This is a genomic window from Halorubrum sp. Ib24, assembly GCF_002252745.1.
In the GTDB taxonomy this organism is placed as follows: Archaea; Halobacteriota; Halobacteria; order Halobacteriales; family Haloferacaceae; genus Halorubrum.
In genome coordinates, this window is the sequence record NZ_NHOX01000008.1 from 98,178 (window position 1) to 114,550 (window position 16,373).

General features: G+C 70.5%; 15 protein-coding genes and 2 pseudogenes. 14 read left to right on the forward strand and 3 right to left on the reverse strand.

Translation table 11 applies throughout. The features are described from left to right. Positions 1-179 precede the first annotated feature (179 nt). The 8 genes and pseudogenes from DJ82_RS01790 (at position 180) to DJ82_RS01825 (ending at position 9,083) form a co-directional block, all read left to right on the forward strand. Positions 180-1,517, forward strand: a complete 1,338-nt coding sequence (locus DJ82_RS01790; protein ID WP_094522836.1) for a glutamate-1-semialdehyde 2,1-aminomutase — start codon at positions 180-182, stop codon at positions 1,515-1,517. A gap of 381 nt (positions 1,518-1,898) precedes the next feature. Then, entirely contained in the window at positions 1,899-3,128 is a 1,230-nt protein-coding gene (locus DJ82_RS01795) for an argininosuccinate synthase (RefSeq protein WP_094580917.1), read from the forward strand. Continuing rightward, positions 3,129-4,601, forward strand: a complete 1,473-nt coding sequence (gene argH, locus DJ82_RS01800; RefSeq protein WP_094580918.1) for an argininosuccinate lyase — start codon at positions 3,129-3,131, stop codon at positions 4,599-4,601. A 223-nt stretch (positions 4,602-4,824) separates the two neighbouring features. Then, positions 4,825-5,013 carry a lysine biosynthesis protein LysW gene (gene lysW / locus DJ82_RS01805; RefSeq protein ID WP_094580919.1) on the forward strand — a complete coding sequence of 63 codons (189 nt, stop codon included), beginning with the start codon at positions 4,825-4,827 and terminating at the stop codon, positions 5,011-5,013. A 41-nt stretch (positions 5,014-5,054) separates the two neighbouring features. After that, entirely contained in the window at positions 5,055-5,963 is a 909-nt protein-coding gene (lysX, locus tag DJ82_RS01810) for a lysine biosynthesis protein LysX (protein ID WP_094580943.1), read from the forward strand. Beyond that, positions 5,960-7,038: pseudogene (argC, locus tag DJ82_RS01815) on the forward strand (N-acetyl-gamma-glutamyl-phosphate reductase); the annotation flags it as partial. The gene lysX and the pseudogene argC, both read left to right, overlap by 4 nt. Continuing rightward, positions 7,038-7,959: pseudogene (locus DJ82_RS01820) on the forward strand (acetylglutamate/acetylaminoadipate kinase). The pseudogenes argC and DJ82_RS01820, both read left to right, overlap by 1 nt. Then, positions 7,956-9,083 carry an aspartate aminotransferase family protein gene (locus DJ82_RS01825; protein WP_094522824.1) on the forward strand — a complete coding sequence of 376 codons (1,128 nt, stop codon included), beginning with the start codon at positions 7,956-7,958 and terminating at the stop codon, positions 9,081-9,083. Before DJ82_RS01820 ends, DJ82_RS01825 begins: the two are co-directional and overlap by 4 nt. A 188-nt stretch (positions 9,084-9,271) precedes the next feature. Here DJ82_RS01825 and rnhA read toward each other — a convergent pair whose 3' ends face one another. Continuing rightward, positions 9,272-9,868, reverse strand: coding sequence for a ribonuclease HI (rnhA, locus tag DJ82_RS01835; protein ID WP_094526999.1), 597 nt, complete (start codon positions 9,866-9,868; stop codon positions 9,272-9,274). A gap of 199 nt (positions 9,869-10,067) precedes the next feature. On the opposite strand from rnhA, the gene DJ82_RS01840 reads away from it, so the two are divergent. The 5 genes from DJ82_RS01840 to DJ82_RS01855 all read left to right on the forward strand — a co-directional run bounded on the left by DJ82_RS01840 (position 10,068) and on the right by DJ82_RS01855 (position 13,797). Further along, a complete protein-coding gene (locus DJ82_RS01840) occupies positions 10,068-11,060 on the forward strand; it encodes a transcription initiation factor IIB family protein (protein ID WP_094521869.1) in 993 nt (330 codons plus the stop codon). 84 nt (positions 11,061-11,144) lie between these two features. Then, positions 11,145-12,077, forward strand: coding sequence for a hypothetical protein (locus DJ82_RS01845; RefSeq protein ID WP_094521868.1), 933 nt, complete (start codon positions 11,145-11,147; stop codon positions 12,075-12,077). Positions 12,078-12,133: 56 nt separating this feature from the next. Then, the gene (locus DJ82_RS15430) at positions 12,134-12,802 is read left to right on the forward strand and encodes a hypothetical protein (protein WP_094580921.1); all 669 of its coding nucleotides are present in this window, start codon (positions 12,134-12,136) and stop codon (positions 12,800-12,802) included. Positions 12,803-12,836: 34 nt separating this feature from the next. Further along, positions 12,837-13,412: a hypothetical protein gene (locus tag DJ82_RS15635; RefSeq protein WP_394338179.1), complete on the forward strand. Its 576-nt coding sequence runs from the start codon at positions 12,837-12,839 to the stop codon at positions 13,410-13,412. Positions 13,413-13,542: 130 nt separating this feature from the next. Further along, on the forward strand, positions 13,543-13,797 hold the full coding sequence (locus DJ82_RS01855) for a preprotein translocase subunit TatA (RefSeq protein ID WP_094526995.1): 255 nt from the start codon (positions 13,543-13,545) through the stop codon (positions 13,795-13,797). 200 nt (positions 13,798-13,997) lie between these two features. Here the strand turns inward: DJ82_RS01855 and DJ82_RS01860 are convergent, their stop codons facing one another. Together DJ82_RS01860 and DJ82_RS01865 are read right to left on the reverse strand one after the other, a co-directional pair. Further along, a complete protein-coding gene (locus DJ82_RS01860; protein ID WP_094521865.1) occupies positions 13,998-14,294 on the reverse strand; it encodes a PRC-barrel domain-containing protein in 297 nt (98 codons plus the stop codon). A gap of 112 nt (positions 14,295-14,406) precedes the next feature. Beyond that, the gene (locus DJ82_RS01865; protein WP_094557862.1) at positions 14,407-15,405 is read right to left on the reverse strand and encodes a radical SAM protein; all 999 of its coding nucleotides are present in this window, start codon (positions 15,403-15,405) and stop codon (positions 14,407-14,409) included. Positions 15,406-15,574: 169 nt separating this feature from the next. Here DJ82_RS01865 and DJ82_RS01870 point away from each other — a divergent pair, with 169 nt between their 5' ends. Next, complete coding sequence (locus DJ82_RS01870; RefSeq protein ID WP_094521863.1) at positions 15,575-16,315, forward strand: DUF6517 family protein; 741 nt, start codon at positions 15,575-15,577, stop codon at positions 16,313-16,315. Positions 16,316-16,373: the final 58 nt, after the last annotated feature.

Here is a 16,373-nt window from a genome sequence, read left to right on the forward strand (position 1 = left end):
TAGCGGCGCGACCGGCCCGGAAGCGGTTCGGAGCGGCGAGCGAGCGGTTTCGACGCGCGCTTTTTCGACGACGCCACGGCGCCGAGCCGCGGCGCCCTTCGACGCGGGGTCCGACGGCGCGTCGCCGATCTCGGGGGCGGTCGGCAACTACTTTCATCCCGCCGTCCCAACCGATCGGTATGAACCACGAGCGCTCCCGCGGGCTGTACGACCGCGCGCTGTCGGTCATGCCGGGCGGGGTCAACTCCTCCGTTCGAGCGACGATGCCGCACCCGTTCTTCATCGAGCGCGGGGACGGCGGGCACGTGATCGACGCCGACGGGAACCGGTACGTCGACTGGGTGATGGGGTACGGCCCGCTCCTGTACGGCCACGACCTGCCCGGCCCCGTCGAAGCGGCGATCCAGTCGCACGTCGCGGAGGGGCCGATGTACGGCGCGCCCACGGAGATCGAGGTCGAGCACGCCGAGTTCGTGGCGCGACACGTCCCGAGCGTCGAGTCGATCCGGTTCGTCAACTCGGGGACGGAGGCGACCGTGTCGGCGGTGCGGCTCGCGCGGGGCCACACCGACCGCGACAAGATCGTCGTCATGCGGGGCGGCTACCACGGCGCGCAGGAGTCGACGCTCGTCGAGGGGTCGCCGGGAGACGCGCACCCGTCGACGGCGGGCATCCCCGAGGAGTTCGCGCGGCACACGCTCCCGATCCCGTTCAACGACCCGGAGGCCGCCAAGGAGGTGTTCGCGGAGCACGGCGACGAGATCGCCGCCGTCCTCGTCGAGCCGATCCTCGCCAACACGGGGATCGTGGCGCCGATCGACGGCTACCACGAGACGCTCCGGGAGCTGTGCGACGGCCACGATTCGCTGCTGATCTTCGACGAGGTGATCACCGGGTTCCGCGTCGGCGGCCTCGGCTGCGCGCAGTCGAAGTTCGGCGTCACGCCGGACGTGACCACCTTCGGCAAGATCATCGGCGGCGGGTTCCCGGTGGGCGCGATCGGCGGGCGCGCCGACGTGATCGAGGGGTTCACGCCCGCGGGCGACGTGTTCCAGTCCGGCACCTTCTCCGGGCACCCGGTGACGATGGCCGCCGGGAAGGCGAACCTGGAGTACGCCGCCGAGAACGACGTGTACGAGCACGTCGACCGGCTCGGCCGGAAGCTCCGCGAGGGGATCGCCGAGATCTGCGCGGAGCGCGCGCCCGAGTACACCGTCGTCGGCACCGACTCGATGTTCAAGACGATCTTCACCCGCGAGGCGCCCGACGACCCGGACGCCTGCTGCGCGGGCGGCTGTCGGCAGGACCCCGACTGCGCCCGGTACGACAGCTGTCCGAAGACCGGCGCCGACGTCGCCAGCGCCGCGACCGACCGCTGGGAGCGCGTGTTCTGGCAGGAGATGAAAGAACGCGGCGTGTTCCTCACCGCCAACCAGTTCGAGTGCCAGTTCACCTCCTACGCGCACACGGAGGAGGACGTCGAGCGGACGCTGGAGGCGTATCGGGAGGCCTTGTAGGCGCGGTCGGTCCGCTCGTCGACCGACGCGGCCGGACCTCGCCGCGGGCGGCAAGGCTTGCGATCGGGCCGCCGGTGCGGAACGTTTTTATCTCGGAACGAAACTAAGTACTGGTGATGACCGCGGAGGCTCGTCTCGACGCCGCCCTCTTCCGAGGCCGACGAGCCCCGCGACCGCGACGAGGCGTCCGACCGCCGCGACCGGCTTCCGGCGCGGCGCGACGACGGGCCCCCTCGGGCCAGTAATCTTCATCCCTCGTCGCGTTCGCGCCGTTTCGTCCCGTAGAGTGACAGCTGTGTCCGCCGATAGCGTCGCCGCTGCCTTTTTCTTACTATATCTAAAGCGGTGAATTTAAGAGTGTGAACCCAGTGTACTCCTGTAATGGCAACCGTTGCACTCGCGTTCAGTGGGGGACTCGACACCACAGTCTGCGTGCCGCTGTTGAAAGAGGAGTACGGCTACGACGAGGTCATCGGCGTCAACGTCGACGTCGGGCAGCCGACCGAGGAGTTCGACGAGGCCGAGGAGACCGCCGAGGCGCTGGGGCTCGACCTCCACGTCGTCGACGCGAAAGCGGAGTTCGCGGACCTGTGTTTCGACGCGGTGAAGACGAACGCGACGTACCAGGGCTACCCGCTCGGGACCGCCCTCGCGCGCCCCGTCATCGCCGAGGCGATCCTGGGCGTCGCCGAGGATCAGGGCTGTGACGCCATCGCGCACGGCTGCACGGGGAAGGGGAACGACCAGCTCCGGTTCGAGGCCGTCTGGCGCGGCTCGGATCTGGAGGTCATCGCGCCCGTCCGCGAGCTCGGGCTCACCCGCGAGTGGGAGATCGACTACGCGGCCGAGAAGGACCTGCCCGTCGAGGCCGGCGACGGCGGCGTCGGGTCCATCGACGAGAACATCTGGTCGCGCGCGGTCGAGGGCGGCAAGCTGGAGGACCCGGACTACGAGCCGCCGGAGGACATCTACGAGTGGACCGCCGAGCCGGAGGGCGAGACCACCATCGAGGTGACGTTCGAGGAGGGCGTCCCCGTCGCCGTCGACGGCGAGGCGATGGACCCGGTGCCGCTCATCCAGCACCTCAACGAGTACGCCGGCGGCTACGGCATCGGCCGCACCGACGTGATGGAGGACCGCATGCTCGGGCTGAAGGTGCGCGAGAACTACGAGCACCCGGCCGCGACCGTCCTGCTGACGGCCCACCAGGCGCTGGAGGACCTCGTGCTCACGAAGAACGAGCGCTCGTTCAAGAAGGGGATCGAGCAGGAGTGGTCCGAGAAGGCGTACCAGGGCCTCGTGTTCGCGCCCGTCGTCGACGCCCTGAACGCCTTCGTCGACGAGACGCAGGACGTGGTGACCGGCACGGCCACGGTGAAGGTGTCGGGCGGGAACTGCCGCGTCGTCGCCCGCGACTCCGAGTACGCCGTCTACTCCGAGGAGATGGCCTCGTTCAACACCGAGGACGTCGCCGGCATCGCGCAGGCCGACGCCACGGGCGTCGCGAAGTACCACGGGCTCCAGGAGCGCCTCGCCAACGACGTGAAGGCGTCGGTGTCGAAGCCGGAACTGGCGACCGACGGGAGCGGAACCGACGGCGAGTCCGAATAGATGACCGACGACGATCCCGGCACCGCCGTCCGGCGCGACCGCTTCAGCGGCGGCCCCGCCCGCGAGTTCCTGTCGAGCCTCGCGGCCGACGCGGCCATCTTCGAGGCGGACCTCGCGGTCGACCGCGCGCACACGGTGATGCTCGCCGAGCGGGGGATCGTCGACGACGCGGTCGCCGGCGAGATCCTCGGCGCGCTCGACGACGTGGAGGCCGCCGGTCACGGCGACCTCCCGGACGGCGAGGACGTTCACGAGGCGATCGAGACGGCCGTCATCGACCGCGTCGGGCCGGACGGCGGGCGGATGCACACCGCCCGCTCGCGCAACGACGAGGTGGCGACCTGCATCCGGTACCGGCTCCGTGAGGACCTGCTCGCGGCCGCCGAGGCGACGGTCGCGCTCCGCGAGGCGCTCGTCGAGGTGGCGAGCGAGCACGCCGAGACCGTGATGCCCGGCTACACGCACCTCCAGCCGGCCCAGCCGACGACGGTCGCGCACTACCTGCTGTCGTACGAGGGCGGGGTCGCGCGCGACACCGAGCGCCTGCTCGACGCGTACGACCGGGTCAACCGGTCGCCGCTCGGCGCGGCCGCCTTCGCCGGGACGCCGTTCGATATCGACCGCGACCGCACCGCCGAGCTGCTCGGGTTCGACGGTCAGGTCCGGAACTCCACGGACGCGGCGTCGGCCCGCGACTTCCTCGCGGAGGGCGCGACCGCCTGCGCCACGCTCGCGACGACGCTGTCGGGGCTCGCGGAGGACCTCATCCTCTTCTCGAACAAGGGGTTCGTGGAGCTGTCGGACGCGTATTCGTCCACGTCGTCAATCATGCCGCAGAAGAAGAACCCCGACACGCTGGAGCTGACCCGCGGCGTCGCCGGCGACGCGATCGGGGAGGCGACGGGGACGCTGAGCCTGCTCAAGGGGCTCCCGCGCGCGTACAACCGCGATCTCCAGCGCGCCCACGCGGGCGTGTTCGAGATCGCCGACGACGTGCGGGAGGCGACCGAGGTCGCGGCGGGCGCGGTCGCGACGGCCGACTGGGACGCGGCGGCGCTCGCGGGCGCCGCGGGCGACGGCTTCTCGACGGCGACGGGGGTCGCCGACCTGCTCGCGATGAGCGGGCTGCCGTTCCGGACGGCCCACGAGATCGTCGCGACGGCCGCGGAGACGGTGGGTGACGACGACTCGCCAGACGCGGCGGCCGCAAAAGTTGACGAGGCCACTCGAAACGTGACCGGTGAGCCCCTCTCGGCGTACGTGAGCCGCGAGGAGTTGGAGTCGGCGCTCGACCCCGCGGCCAGCGTGGCGAGCCGCGACTCCGCCGGGGGACCGGCCCCCGAGGCGGTCGCCGAGGAACTCGCCGTCGTCGAGTCCGGGATCGAGGCGGACCGCGACGCGCTGGCGGCGGAGCGCGACGCGCTCGCCGCCGCGAGCGAGGCGCTGGGCGCGGAGGTCGATCGCTATGTCTGAGCCGCGACGACCGCTCGGCGTTCGTCGCCTCGGTCGGCGCCCCCCCGACCGACGTCGACGACCGTCCCCGTAAGGGGAACACATTTACTACCGAGATCTGACATCCGATCTCGATATGGCCCGATTTCGCCGAACTGCTTCCATTAGCGGCCGATCCATTTTATGTAAACTATCCAATAAGTTCGAAGCCTTTATCACCGTTCGCAGTCGAGTGTCTGCCACGATGACGACCGACACCGACACGCTGCTGGCAGAGGACCCGATCACGGGCGAGGAGATCGAGCTTCCGACCGACGTCGAGGTCGGCGAGATCATCGACAGCCCGGTCACCGGGACCGAGCTGGAGGTCATCTCGCTGGACCCCGTCGTGTTAGAGGAGGCCCCCGAACTCGAGGAGGACTGGGGCGAGTAGATGGCGACGATCGCCGCGACCGCGACTCCCGAGTGGTCGACATGCGCGTAGGGATCCTCTACTCCCGGATCCGGAAGGACGAGAAGCTCCTGCTCAACGAGCTCCGCGACCGGGACCACGACGTCGAGAAGATCGACGTACGCAAGGAGCGGTTCGGCCTGGAGTCGACGACCGCGAACGTCGACGGCCTCGATCTGGTCGTCGACCGCTGCCTGTCGACGAGCCGCTCGCTGTACGCGGCGCGGTTCCTCGACAGCTACGGCGTCCCGGTCGTGAACGGCCCGGAGACGGGCGACGTCTGCGCCGACAAGGCGAAGAACTCGCTCGCGCTCGCCGAGGCGGACGTCCCGACCCCGGCGACCGAGGTCGCGTTCACGAAGGAGGCCGCGCTGGAGGCGATCGAGTCGTTCGGCTACCCCTGCGTGCTCAAGCCCGTCGTCGGCTCGTGGGGCCGGCTGATGGCGAAGATCGACACCCGGGACGCGGCCGAGGCGATCTTAGAGCACAAGGAGACGCTCGGCCACTACGAGCACAAGGTGTTCTACGTGCAGGAGTTCGTCGACAAGCCCGGCCGCGACATCCGCGTGCTGGCGGTCGACGACGAGCCGATAGCCGCGATGACTCGGTCGTCTGACCACTGGCTCACGAACGCCGCGAAGGGCGGCGAGACGGCGTCGTTCGACCTCGACGACCGCGCGCTGGAGCTGGTCGAGCGCGCGAGCGAGGCGGTCGGCGGCGGGATGCTCGGTGTCGACCTGATGGAGGTCGGCGGGACCGACTCCGGCGAGTACACCGTCCACGAGGTGAACCACACCGTCGAGTTCAAGGCGCTCGACGCGGCCACCGACGTCGACGTCCCCGCGGAAGTCGTCGACTGGCTGGAGGCGAAGGCCGCCGCGGCCGCCGACGGCGACGCCGCGGACGACGACGCCACGGAGGCGACCGCATGACGGCGGAGTCCGGAGCGACCGCCGCGGACGACGCGACGCCCGACGAGACGTACACCGCGAGCGTCGTCGGCGGCACCGGGTTCACCGGCGGCGAGCTGCTGCGGCTCCTCGCCGGCCACCCCGCGTTCGACGTGGTGCAGGCCACGTCGCGGTCGGCGGACAACATGACCGTCGGCCGGTCGCATCCGAACCTGCGCGGACTCGACCTGCGCTTCTCGGACCCGGGCGACCTCGAGTCGGTCGACGTCCTCTTCTCGGCGACGCCGCACGGCGTCTCGATGGGGCGGATCGACGAGTACTTCGAGGTCGCCGACACCGTCGTCGACCTCTCGGCCGACTTCCGGCTGCCCGAGGCCGACGCCTACGACGAGTGGTACGACGGCCACGAGTCGCCGGAGTACCTGGAGCGCGCGGAGTACGCGCTCCCCGAGATCAACCGCGAGAACCTCCCCGGCGCCGACCTGATCGCCGGCGGGGGCTGCAACGCGGCGGCGACGATCCTCGGGCTGAAGCCGCTCGTGGACGCCGGTGCGCTCGGCCCGGACGCGGGCGAGGTCGTCGTCGACGTGAAGGTCGGCTCCTCGGAGGGCGGCGCCGGCGGCGGCGCGGCCTCCTCGCACCCGGAGCGCTCCGGCGTGGTCCGCCCGTACGCCCCGACCGGACACCGCCACGAGGCGGAGATCGAGGCGTACCTCGGACTCGACGTCTCCTTCACCGTCCACGCGGTCGACATGGTGCGCGGCGCGAGCGCACCTGCCACGTCTCCCCGACGAGCCGCTCGAAGGGGGACCTGGTGGACGCGTAACCGCGGCGACGTACGCCGAGCCTTCATGGATCGTCTCCGGGGGGCGGCGTCTACCGTTTTACCCAGAGCCGAAGTCGGTCGCGGGCCGAACCACGGGCGAAGTCGGCTTCGAGGCCTCGACCCCGGCAACCGGAGCGCGTGTCGTCTTCTCGGCATCGGACAACTATGACCAAGGGTCGGCGCGGGCCAGTCGGGGCTCCACCGCGGACGTCGCGCTCGACTTGGCCGGAGACCGGCCCGTCTCGAGTTCGGGGGACTCACCCGGTGGGATTCGCCCATGGAGGGCGGGCCGACGCGAGGTCGCGGTCGCGACGGCGGGGGACCCGCCGACGAGCGTCGTCGTCAAGGATCGCGCGCGAAGGCGGTCGACCCGGCGGCGCGGTCGGCGACGGTCGCCGCCTCGCCGCCGGACGGCGGTGGATCCGCGTCGTCCACGGCGGCTCACGGTCGTCGGACGAGACGATCGAGCGGCTCGGCATGGAGCCGGAGTACGTCGAGTCCGCCTCCGGCGTCACGGGCCGGTTCACCGACGCGGACGCGATGGAGGCGTTCACGATGGCGATGGCCGGGAAGCTCAACACGGAGCTGACCGCCCGGTTCCGCGAGGCCGGCGTCGACGCGGTCGGCCTCTCGGGCGTCGACGGCGGGCTCCTCTCGGGGCCCCGCAAGTCGGCGGTCCGCGTGGTCGAGGACGGGAAGAAGAAGATCCGCCGCGGCGAGCACTCCGGGCGGATCGAGTCGGTGAACGCCGGTCTCCTCTCGGGACTGCTCGGCGACGGCTACACTCCCGTCGTCTCGCCCCCGATGGAGGGGAGAGAGAGCGACGGCGGCGTCACGCCGGTCAACGCCGACGCCGACCGGGCGGCCGCCGCGGTCGCCGGCGCGCTCGGCGCCGACCTCGTCCTGCTGACGGACGTGGCGGGCGTGTACGCGGACCCCGACGACCCCGACACGCTGATCGAGTCGGCGTCGACGCCCGACGAGCTGGCGGCGGTCGAGGACGCCGCCGAGGGGTTCATGGGCAAGAAGGTGATGGCCGCGACGGAGGCGCTCTCCGGCGGCGCCGGGCGCGTCGTCGTCGCCGACGCCAACGTCAACGACCCGATCGTCGCCGCGCTCGGCGGCGAGGGGCCGGCGATCGAGCGGTCGGCGGTCGCAGATCAGGCCGAGAGCGGAGGTGAGACCGCGTGAGCGGCTTCGTCTTCTCGGAGAAGCCGATCGAGATCGCCTCGGGCGACGAGGTGTACGTCACGGACACCAACGGCACCGAGTACCTCGACTTCGGGGCGAGCTACGCCTGCACGCCGGTCGGTCACTGCCACCCCGAGGTCGTCGACGCCGCGACGAGCCAGCTGGAAGAGCTCATGTACGTGCAGGCGTCGTACCCGCACGCGGCGCGGACGGCGCTGTACGAGCGGCTCGCCGAGACTGGGCCGGTCGACGTCGACAACGTCTGGCTCTGTAACTCCGGCACGGAGGCCAACGAGGCCGCGCTGAAGTTCGCCCGGCACGCGACGGGCCGCGAGAAGATCGTCGCGACGACCCAGGGGTTCCACGGTCGGACGATGGGCGCGCTCGCGACCACCTGGAAACAGAAGTATAAGAACGGGTTCGAGCCGCTCGCGGGCGGCGTCGAGTTCGTCGAGTACGGCGACGCCGAGGCGATGCGCGAGGCCGTCGACGACGAGACCGCCGCGGTGATCCTGGAACCCCTCCAGGGCGAAGGCGGGATCAACCCCGCCGACACCGAGTACCTGCAGGCGGTCCGCGTCGCGACGGCGACGTCGGGCGCGGCGATGATCCTCGACGAGATCCAGACCGGACTCGGCCGCACGGGGTCGCTATGGGCGGCCGATAAGCACGACGTCGTCCCGGACGTCCTCACGACCGCGAAGGGGCTCGGCAGCGGGCTCCCGATCGGCGCGACGCTGTGCCGCGACTGGATCGCCGAGGACGCCGGGAACCACGGCTCGACGTTCTCGGGCGGGCCCGTGGTGTCGGCGGCGGCAGGCGCCACGCTCGACGTCATCGAGCGCGAGGGGCTCCCGGACCACGCCGCCGAGGTCGGCGCGTACCTCCGCGGGCAGGTCGAGGAGCGCCTCGGCGACGAGGTCCGCGACGTGCGCGGCGACGGCCTGATGATCGGCATCGAGGTGAAGCGCGGCTCGAACCGCCTGCTTCGCGACCTCGCGATCGACCACCAGATCCTCGCGCTGCCGGCGGGCCGGACCGTGTTGCGCCTGCTCCCGCCGCTGACGATCGAGCGCGAGCACGCCGACGCGGTCGTCGACGCCCTCGCGGAGGTGATCGGGTGATGGCGACCGGGAAGGGACGCGAGAGCGGCGCGGAGTCGGACGCCGAGGACGCGGCGGCCGAGTCGTCCGCGGCCGGGACCGGATCGTCGTCGCTCGCGCCGTCCTCGGCCGCGTCCCCGTCACCCTCGGGCTCTTCGGCCGCCATCACCTCTCGCGCTCGTTCCTTCGCCCACTCCGGGGGTTCGTCGTTAGTTCGCGTCATCGAGTGCCTCGTTCGCTAGATCGTCGGCGCGCGCGTTTATCTCCCGCGGAACGTGGCCGATCGACCACCGGTCGAACCGCGCTAACAGCTCTCTGGCGCGCACCCGCTTCTCGCGCAGTTCGGGGTCGTTGGCGTCCCACTCGCCGCGCACCTGCTTGACGATCAGCTCCGAGTCGCCGCGGACGTCGATCGCCTCGAAGCCGTACTCGTCGGCCGCCTCCAGTGCCCGGATCAGTGCGGCGTACTCGGCCTGGTTGTTGGTGACCGTCCCGATCCGCTCGCCGCCCTCGGCGACGACGCCGTCGGACGTGACGAGACACCAGCCGACCGCGCCGGGGCCGGGGTTCCCGCGGGAGGCGCCGTCGAAGTAGACGTGCGCGCGGCCGCCCCCCTCGCGGATGAGGTTCGTCAGCCGCGTCGGGTCGCTCCCCTGTACCACGACCTTGTCGTCGTACGCGACGGCGACGGCGCCCTCGCGCTCGGCGCGCCACCGCTCGTGGGCGGTGTTTCCCGGCTCGATCCGGACGCCGGCGTCCTCCAGACGCGTCCGCGCGGTCACCGGATCGCAGTCGATCGTCGGCATTCGTTCGCAGTCGTCGCCGGCGCGTCAAAGGCCTGTCCGTCGCCGGTGCGGTGAAGACCGTCCCTCGTCGGTGCGGTGAAGTCGGGTCCGTCGCCGGTGTGGTGAAGACCGTCCCTCGCCGGCGCCTCACCGCGCGGTCGGGCGATCCCCGTCTCTCACGAACTTTTAAGTTAATCCGTTAAGATAGTATATAAATGCGATGACACGGCCCACCCGGCAACGGGATCACGACCGGCAGCGTGTGCGGGACGAGGACGTCGACGAAAACGAAATTGACCCGGAAGAGCTGGACCCGGAGGAGTTAGACCCGGAGGACTTCGACCCCGCGGACCTGACGCGGACGGCGGACGGCGAACTGATTCACGAGGAGACCGGCCTGATAGTCGAAGAGGAACAGATCGATCCCGGCCCGGAGTGGCGCGCGTTCAATCACTCGGAGCGGCAGTCGAAGTCGCGCGTCGGCGCCCCGACGACGAAGACGATGCACGACAAGGGGCTGACGACGACGATCGACTGGAAGGACAAGGACGCGTACGGACGATCCATCTCCTCGAAGAAGCGCTCGCAGATGCATCGGCTTCGGAAGTGGCAGGAGCGCATCCGGACGAAAGACGCGGGCGAGCGCAACCTCCAGTTCGCGCTCTCGGAGATCGACCGGATGGCCAGCGCGCTCGGCGTCCCCCGATCCGTCAGGGAGGTCGCCTCGGTCATCTACCGACGCGCGCTCAACGAGGACCTCATCCGCGGTCGGTCGATCGAGGGCGTCTCCACCGCCGCCCTTTACGCCGCCTGTCGCAAGGAGGGGATCCCACGGTCGCTGGAGGAGATCTCCGACGTCTCCCGAGTCGACCGCAAGGAGATCGGCCGGACGTACCGCTACATCTCCCAGGAGCTCGGCTTAGAGATGCGTCCGGTCGACCCGAAGAAGTACGTCCCCCGCTTCTCCTCCGAGCTCGAACTGAGCGAGGAGGTCCAGTCGAAGGCCAACGAGATCATCGAGACGACCGCCGAGAAGGGGCTCCTCTCCGGGAAGTCGCCGACCGGGTACGCCGCCGCCGCTATCTACGCGGCCTCGCTCCTGTGTAACGAGAAGAAGACCCAGCGCGAGGTCGCCGACGTCGCGCAGGTGACCGAGGTCACCATCCGCAACCGGTATCAGGAGCAGATCGAGGCGATGGGGATCCACAGCTGAACGAAGCGACGGGGATCCACGACTAGGCGCCGGCGCGGGCGAGCGGCGCGGCGTTTTTCGGATCGCGCGCACGTACCGTAACGCATGCTCGTCTGCGGGACGCACCGAGGGCTGTATCGGCTCGACGATCCGCTGGACGACCCGACTCGGGTCGCCGCGTGCGGGCGGGTCCGCGAGGTCGTCCGCAGCGGCGACGCCCGAATCGCCGCGACCGAGGAGGGGCTGCTCCGCTCGACCGACGGGACCGAGTGGGACCGCTTCGAGCTCTCCGAGGACCCGTTTTCCGTCCTCGCCGGTCCGGAGACGGTCCTCGTCGGCACCCGGCCGGTCGGCGTACAGCGGGCGAGCCCGGACCCGGAGACCGGGGACTGGCGGTTCGACCCCGTCGGCGACCTCGCCGCGCATCCGCACGGGGAACGGTGGCGCGACCGGGCGCCGGACGGCGAGCCGAGCGTCAGGACGCTCGCCATGCACCCGGACGACGGGGTCCTCGCGGGGCTCGAACCGGGCGGCGTCTACGCCTTCGGCGGGGAGTTCTGGCGGCGGTACGGCCGCGGCGTCCACGACGACGTCCACGACCTGCGCGTGCTCGGCGACGGCGGCGTCGTCGCCGCCACCGGGAACGGGCTCTACCGGACCGACGACGGCGACCGGTGGCACCGGCTCGACACCGACTTCCGCGACTTCTGGGCGAACTACTTCCGCGAGGCGATCGTCCACGGCGGGCGGCTCTACGCCGGGGCGAACCGCTGGGGGCCGGACGCGCCCTCGGGCGTGACCCTCTCGGCGCCCGCGGACGACGGGGAGTTCGACGCCGATGCCGACCCCGTGCCCGCCGCCGACCCGGCGTTCGTGGTCTCGTGGGCTGTCACCGGGGACGCCCTCGTCGGCGGGACGCTGCGCGTCGACGACGACGGGTTCGCCGCTGAGGAGCCGGCGCCGCTGGTCGTGCGCGAGGACGGCGCGTGGAGCACCGGCGCGACGCTGCCGGCCGGCGTCACGTCGCTCGCGACCTGACCGCCGCCCGGCCGACGGCGACATCGTCAAGTCCGACTCGCCCCTAGCACCGGCGAATGCGGCTCGACGAGTTCATCGAGTTCGAGGCGAACGAGCGCGCCGAGCGGCGGCGCCTCGCCGCCGAGAAGGACTACGGCATCTTGGACCGCCTGGACTCCTTCGAGCGGCGCTTCGAGGAGCACGTCTCCGACGACGCCGTGGTCGGCAGCGTCTCCCCCTCCATCTTCGTCGGTCGCTCGGACTACCCGAACGTCTCGACCGGGCTGCTGTCGCCGGTCGGCCGCGAGGAGCGCGCGGCCGCGTTCGAGACCTCCGCGTCGTGGTACGACGAAGGGGTCTCCCATCTCGCTGTTCGCCGCCGGACCAGCCTGCTCAACTCGGCGCGCGGCGTCGACGTCAGGGACGCGGTGCGACGCCGACAGCGTGGGGGGCGTCTCCGCCTCCGTCACCGCGCGCGACGCGGCCGCGAGCCGTCCACGACGCGTGGAACGGCTGGGTCGGCGTCAGCGGGAGGTCGCCATCCCGCCGACCGCCCGGTTCGCGTGGAGATCGGGCTCGACGGGGCGCCCGACCTCACTTCGACGTCGGTAACCAGACATCAAGACGCGACCGGACCCGCGCGGCCGCCCCGCACCGCGGAGCTCGGCGAGAACCCGCACGTCCCCCGCCCGATACAGAGACCCTGGAGACGACGACTGGCGGCGAGGGCGATGACGTACCTCTAACCGCCGCGGAATTCGACGTGTAAGGATCAACCCGATCCTCTCGCGGGCGCGCTGGGGCGCGAGAGAACGCCGGCTCGTCCCGACGGCGGTCATCACGGCGGTCGACCGACCACGGTCGGCAGTTCCCTTCGCGGCTCGATCCGCGATAACCCGACCGGTTCGACCGGATCGAGGTCCGACCGCAACGAGTACCTCGGCAACCGCGTTCCTGGGTCGTTCTGCGCCGGGGCGGTGGGAGTACGAGGTCGTCGAGATGAAGTCGCCCGGTTCGATCTGGAACCCGACCCCCGGGCGGGCGTCTACCTCGCGGCGCCAAGCGAGGCCGCGAGGGCCGGACCGGGTAACGTCGAGGGACGGCCGGCGCCTACCTACGCGGCCCGGCTGGGCGTCCTCGAACACATCGACGACCGCGGCGACAGGCGAAGGGCGCGTCCTTGCGGCACGTCTCCGACGACTACTGGGGCCCGTCGGCGTCTGGCAGGTGCGCGGGAGGCCGTCGAGGAACGGCGTTCGACGGGGGAGCGCTGGACCGCCTAGACGTTCGGCGAGGGCGGTCCGCGGGCGTCGCCGGCAGCCTCCCGGGTGCGCTCGGGTCGCCTGCGCGGAGTAGCGATCGCTAGGCAGGCCGGGCTGCAGGCGAATCTCAGTGAGCTTCGCCGACGTCGGGTGAGGGTCGCGGGGAGGGCGACGGCGGGTCCCCGCCCCGATCGCTTTAGTCGCGTCACCGAGTGTGTGGCCTCATGGTTCCCACCGTCCCCGCGTTCGGCGGCGTTCCAGCCGGTCCCGAGCTCGTGATCATCCTGATCATCCTCGTCCTCCTCTTCGGCGTTCCAATCGTTCTCATCGCGGCAGGCGTGGTGTTCCTCAAACTGCGCTCTGGCGGCGAGGAGGCGGACGCCGACCGCATCGCGGACCTGGAGGCGGAGGTCGAACGCCTCCGCGAGGAGGTGGACGACGAGCCGGACAGCCGCGACGGCGACGACGATAGCTTATAAACCCCGATGCGGTGGCGTCGCCGGTGCGTAGCGCCGGCTGTGAGCGAGAGCTTCGCTCTCGCCCCGCGAGCGGCTGCTACGGAGGGATTCACCGCGACGTGATTCGATGATAAATCCCGATCAGCGACAGCTCACGTTTGGGTAGAAACCCCAAACTCTCTGCCCGCGTCGCTCGCTCCCGTCGTCGTTAACACTCCGTATCAGTCCTCCGCCCAGTAGTACAGGTCCTCGCGCGGCGCGTCGCAGTTCGGGCAGCTATCGGGAAGCTCCGTCCCGATCTCGCCCATCTCGCCGCACTCCCAACAGCGCCACATCACGTAGGCGGTGCCGAACACGTCGCGGGCGTCGGTGAGCCCCAGTTGCCGTGACTCCGACGGCGACGTGACGTAGAAGCCGTCGTCGTCGACTCCTCGTACCGTCCCGAGCTCCTCGCCGTCCTCGTCGTACACCGGTTGTCCGATGCTCACGTCGGCGAATACGGGTTCTTCGGAGGCCATGCGCGGGGGTACGCACCGGTCCCTCATAAGTGTGGTATGTGGTCGCGTCCCACAGAAGAAGGAAGATCGATATCGTGCCGATGCGACGCGGAGGCGAGGACCGAGTCGCCGCTCAGGCGACCGGTGTCCGCTCGACGACGGTCCCGTCGACGGTCGGGTACTGCTCGACGATCTCCCCCTCGTCGAGGTCGCCGTCCTCGATCATCTCCTCTAAGAGCCACCACGCGATCTCGACGTGGTCCGACTTGACGGTGTAGAAGTCTTCGGGGACGCCGAGCGACTCGAACCGCTCGGGGTCGGCGAACGCCTTTCCGTAGACGAGGGTGCCGTCGTCGGTCACCTCGTCGAACTCGCGGCGGATGTTCTTCGCCATCCGCTTGAGCCGGTTCCGGTGTTGGGCGGCGTCTTTGAACACCGACGTACAGAAGTACACCTTCTCGTGGCTCGCCATCTCGGAGACGATCGCGTCGTCCTTCGATCCCTCGACGGCGGACATGTGGCCCTCCTGTAGCTCGAACCCCTCCTCCTGCATCCGGCGGTAGTTACCGTCGGACATCTCGAACTCGTTGATGTTACAGAACTCCGCGGCGCCCTCGTCTAAGAACTCCAGGAACTCCGGCTCCGCGCGGATGCCGGGGATCTCGAAGGCGGGCGTGAGCCCCTCCTCCCGGGCGATGTACAGGATCTCCTCCCATTCGGTCCCGTGCATGTCGCCCCACAGCTCCACCGGCGGGTGGAAGCGGATCTCGTCGAGCCCCGCCTCCGAGAGGCGGCGCATGTTCTCACGGCCCCCCGTGATCCCGGTGTACAGGTGCGTGTGGTGGTCTCCGCCGAACTCGTCTTTCAGCAGTTCGAGGTAGCGGGTCGTCTTCGCCATCGCCTCCTGCGGTTCGCCGCCGGTGATCGAGGTGCCGAGCGCGCTCATGCGCTTGGCCTCTTCGATCACGTCCTCGTCGGACTCCACCTTCCGCTCGTTGGCGTACACGTCCGTGACGTTCTTCCGGTTCTCTCCGAGGGGGCAGTAGAAACAGTCCCGCTGGTCGCAGTAGCCGTAGACGAACAGCACCATCTTACCGCCCTTGGCGCACTGTTCACAGCCCTTGGAGATCATCTGTCCCCTCCTACCGGCCGCGGCGTGAAAAAGCGTGCGAACTCCGCGTTCCCGGGAGAGGCGTTATCACGCCGGTGTCGCGGGCGCCGCGAGCGTGACGCGCCGGCGACCCGACCGCTCGGGCCGGACGAACACAAAGTATGTACCGTCCCCGACGCGACCGGGAGCCATGACCGGAGAGCCGACCGCAGACGAGAGAGCCGAGTCAGCCGACGCCGGGTCCGAGTCGGCCGACGCCGGGCCGTACACTCGCCGTCGCGCGCTCGCCGCCGGCGGTGCAGTCGCGCTCGCCGGCCTCGCCGGCTGCACCGCGCTCGACGTCGCCACCGGCGAGCCCGCCGAGTTCACCGCGGGGACCGCGACGGTCGCGGACGCGACGCTGTCGGAGAGCGGGTACGAGCTCAACGAGGTGACCGACCGGACCGTCTCGCGCGAGTTCGAGGTCGGCGGACAAACCCGAGAGGTCCGCGTGACGAACACCGTCGCCGAGTACGACAAGGCAGTCGAGCTGTTCGGCCAGCGCTACCAGGCCGCCGTCTTCGCCGCGGTGACGACGCCGCAGGTGCGGGTGCTCGGGCAGGCGCTCAACCCGATCGCCGAGATGAGCACCCGCGATCGAGCCGAGCTCATCCTGAACCGCTACGAGAACGTCGGCGACTTGGAGCGCGGCTCGGAGTACACGACGACGGTCCTCGGCGCCGACGCCGAGGTCGTCGTGTACACGGCCGAGGGAGAGATCGAGGGGACGGGGACGAGCACGGAACTGGAGCTTCACATCGGCGAGCCGGTCGCGGCCGGCGACGACTTCGTCCTCCCGCTCGCGGCGTACCCGGCCGCATTCAGCGACGGCGAGAACGTCCGCCAGATGATGAACGGGATCGAACACGAGCCGGCGTCGGGCGGGGACTGAGCCGACCCGACCGAGGAGACGCGACCGGCACACGGGCCGGAAACTCCCGCCCCCGTGC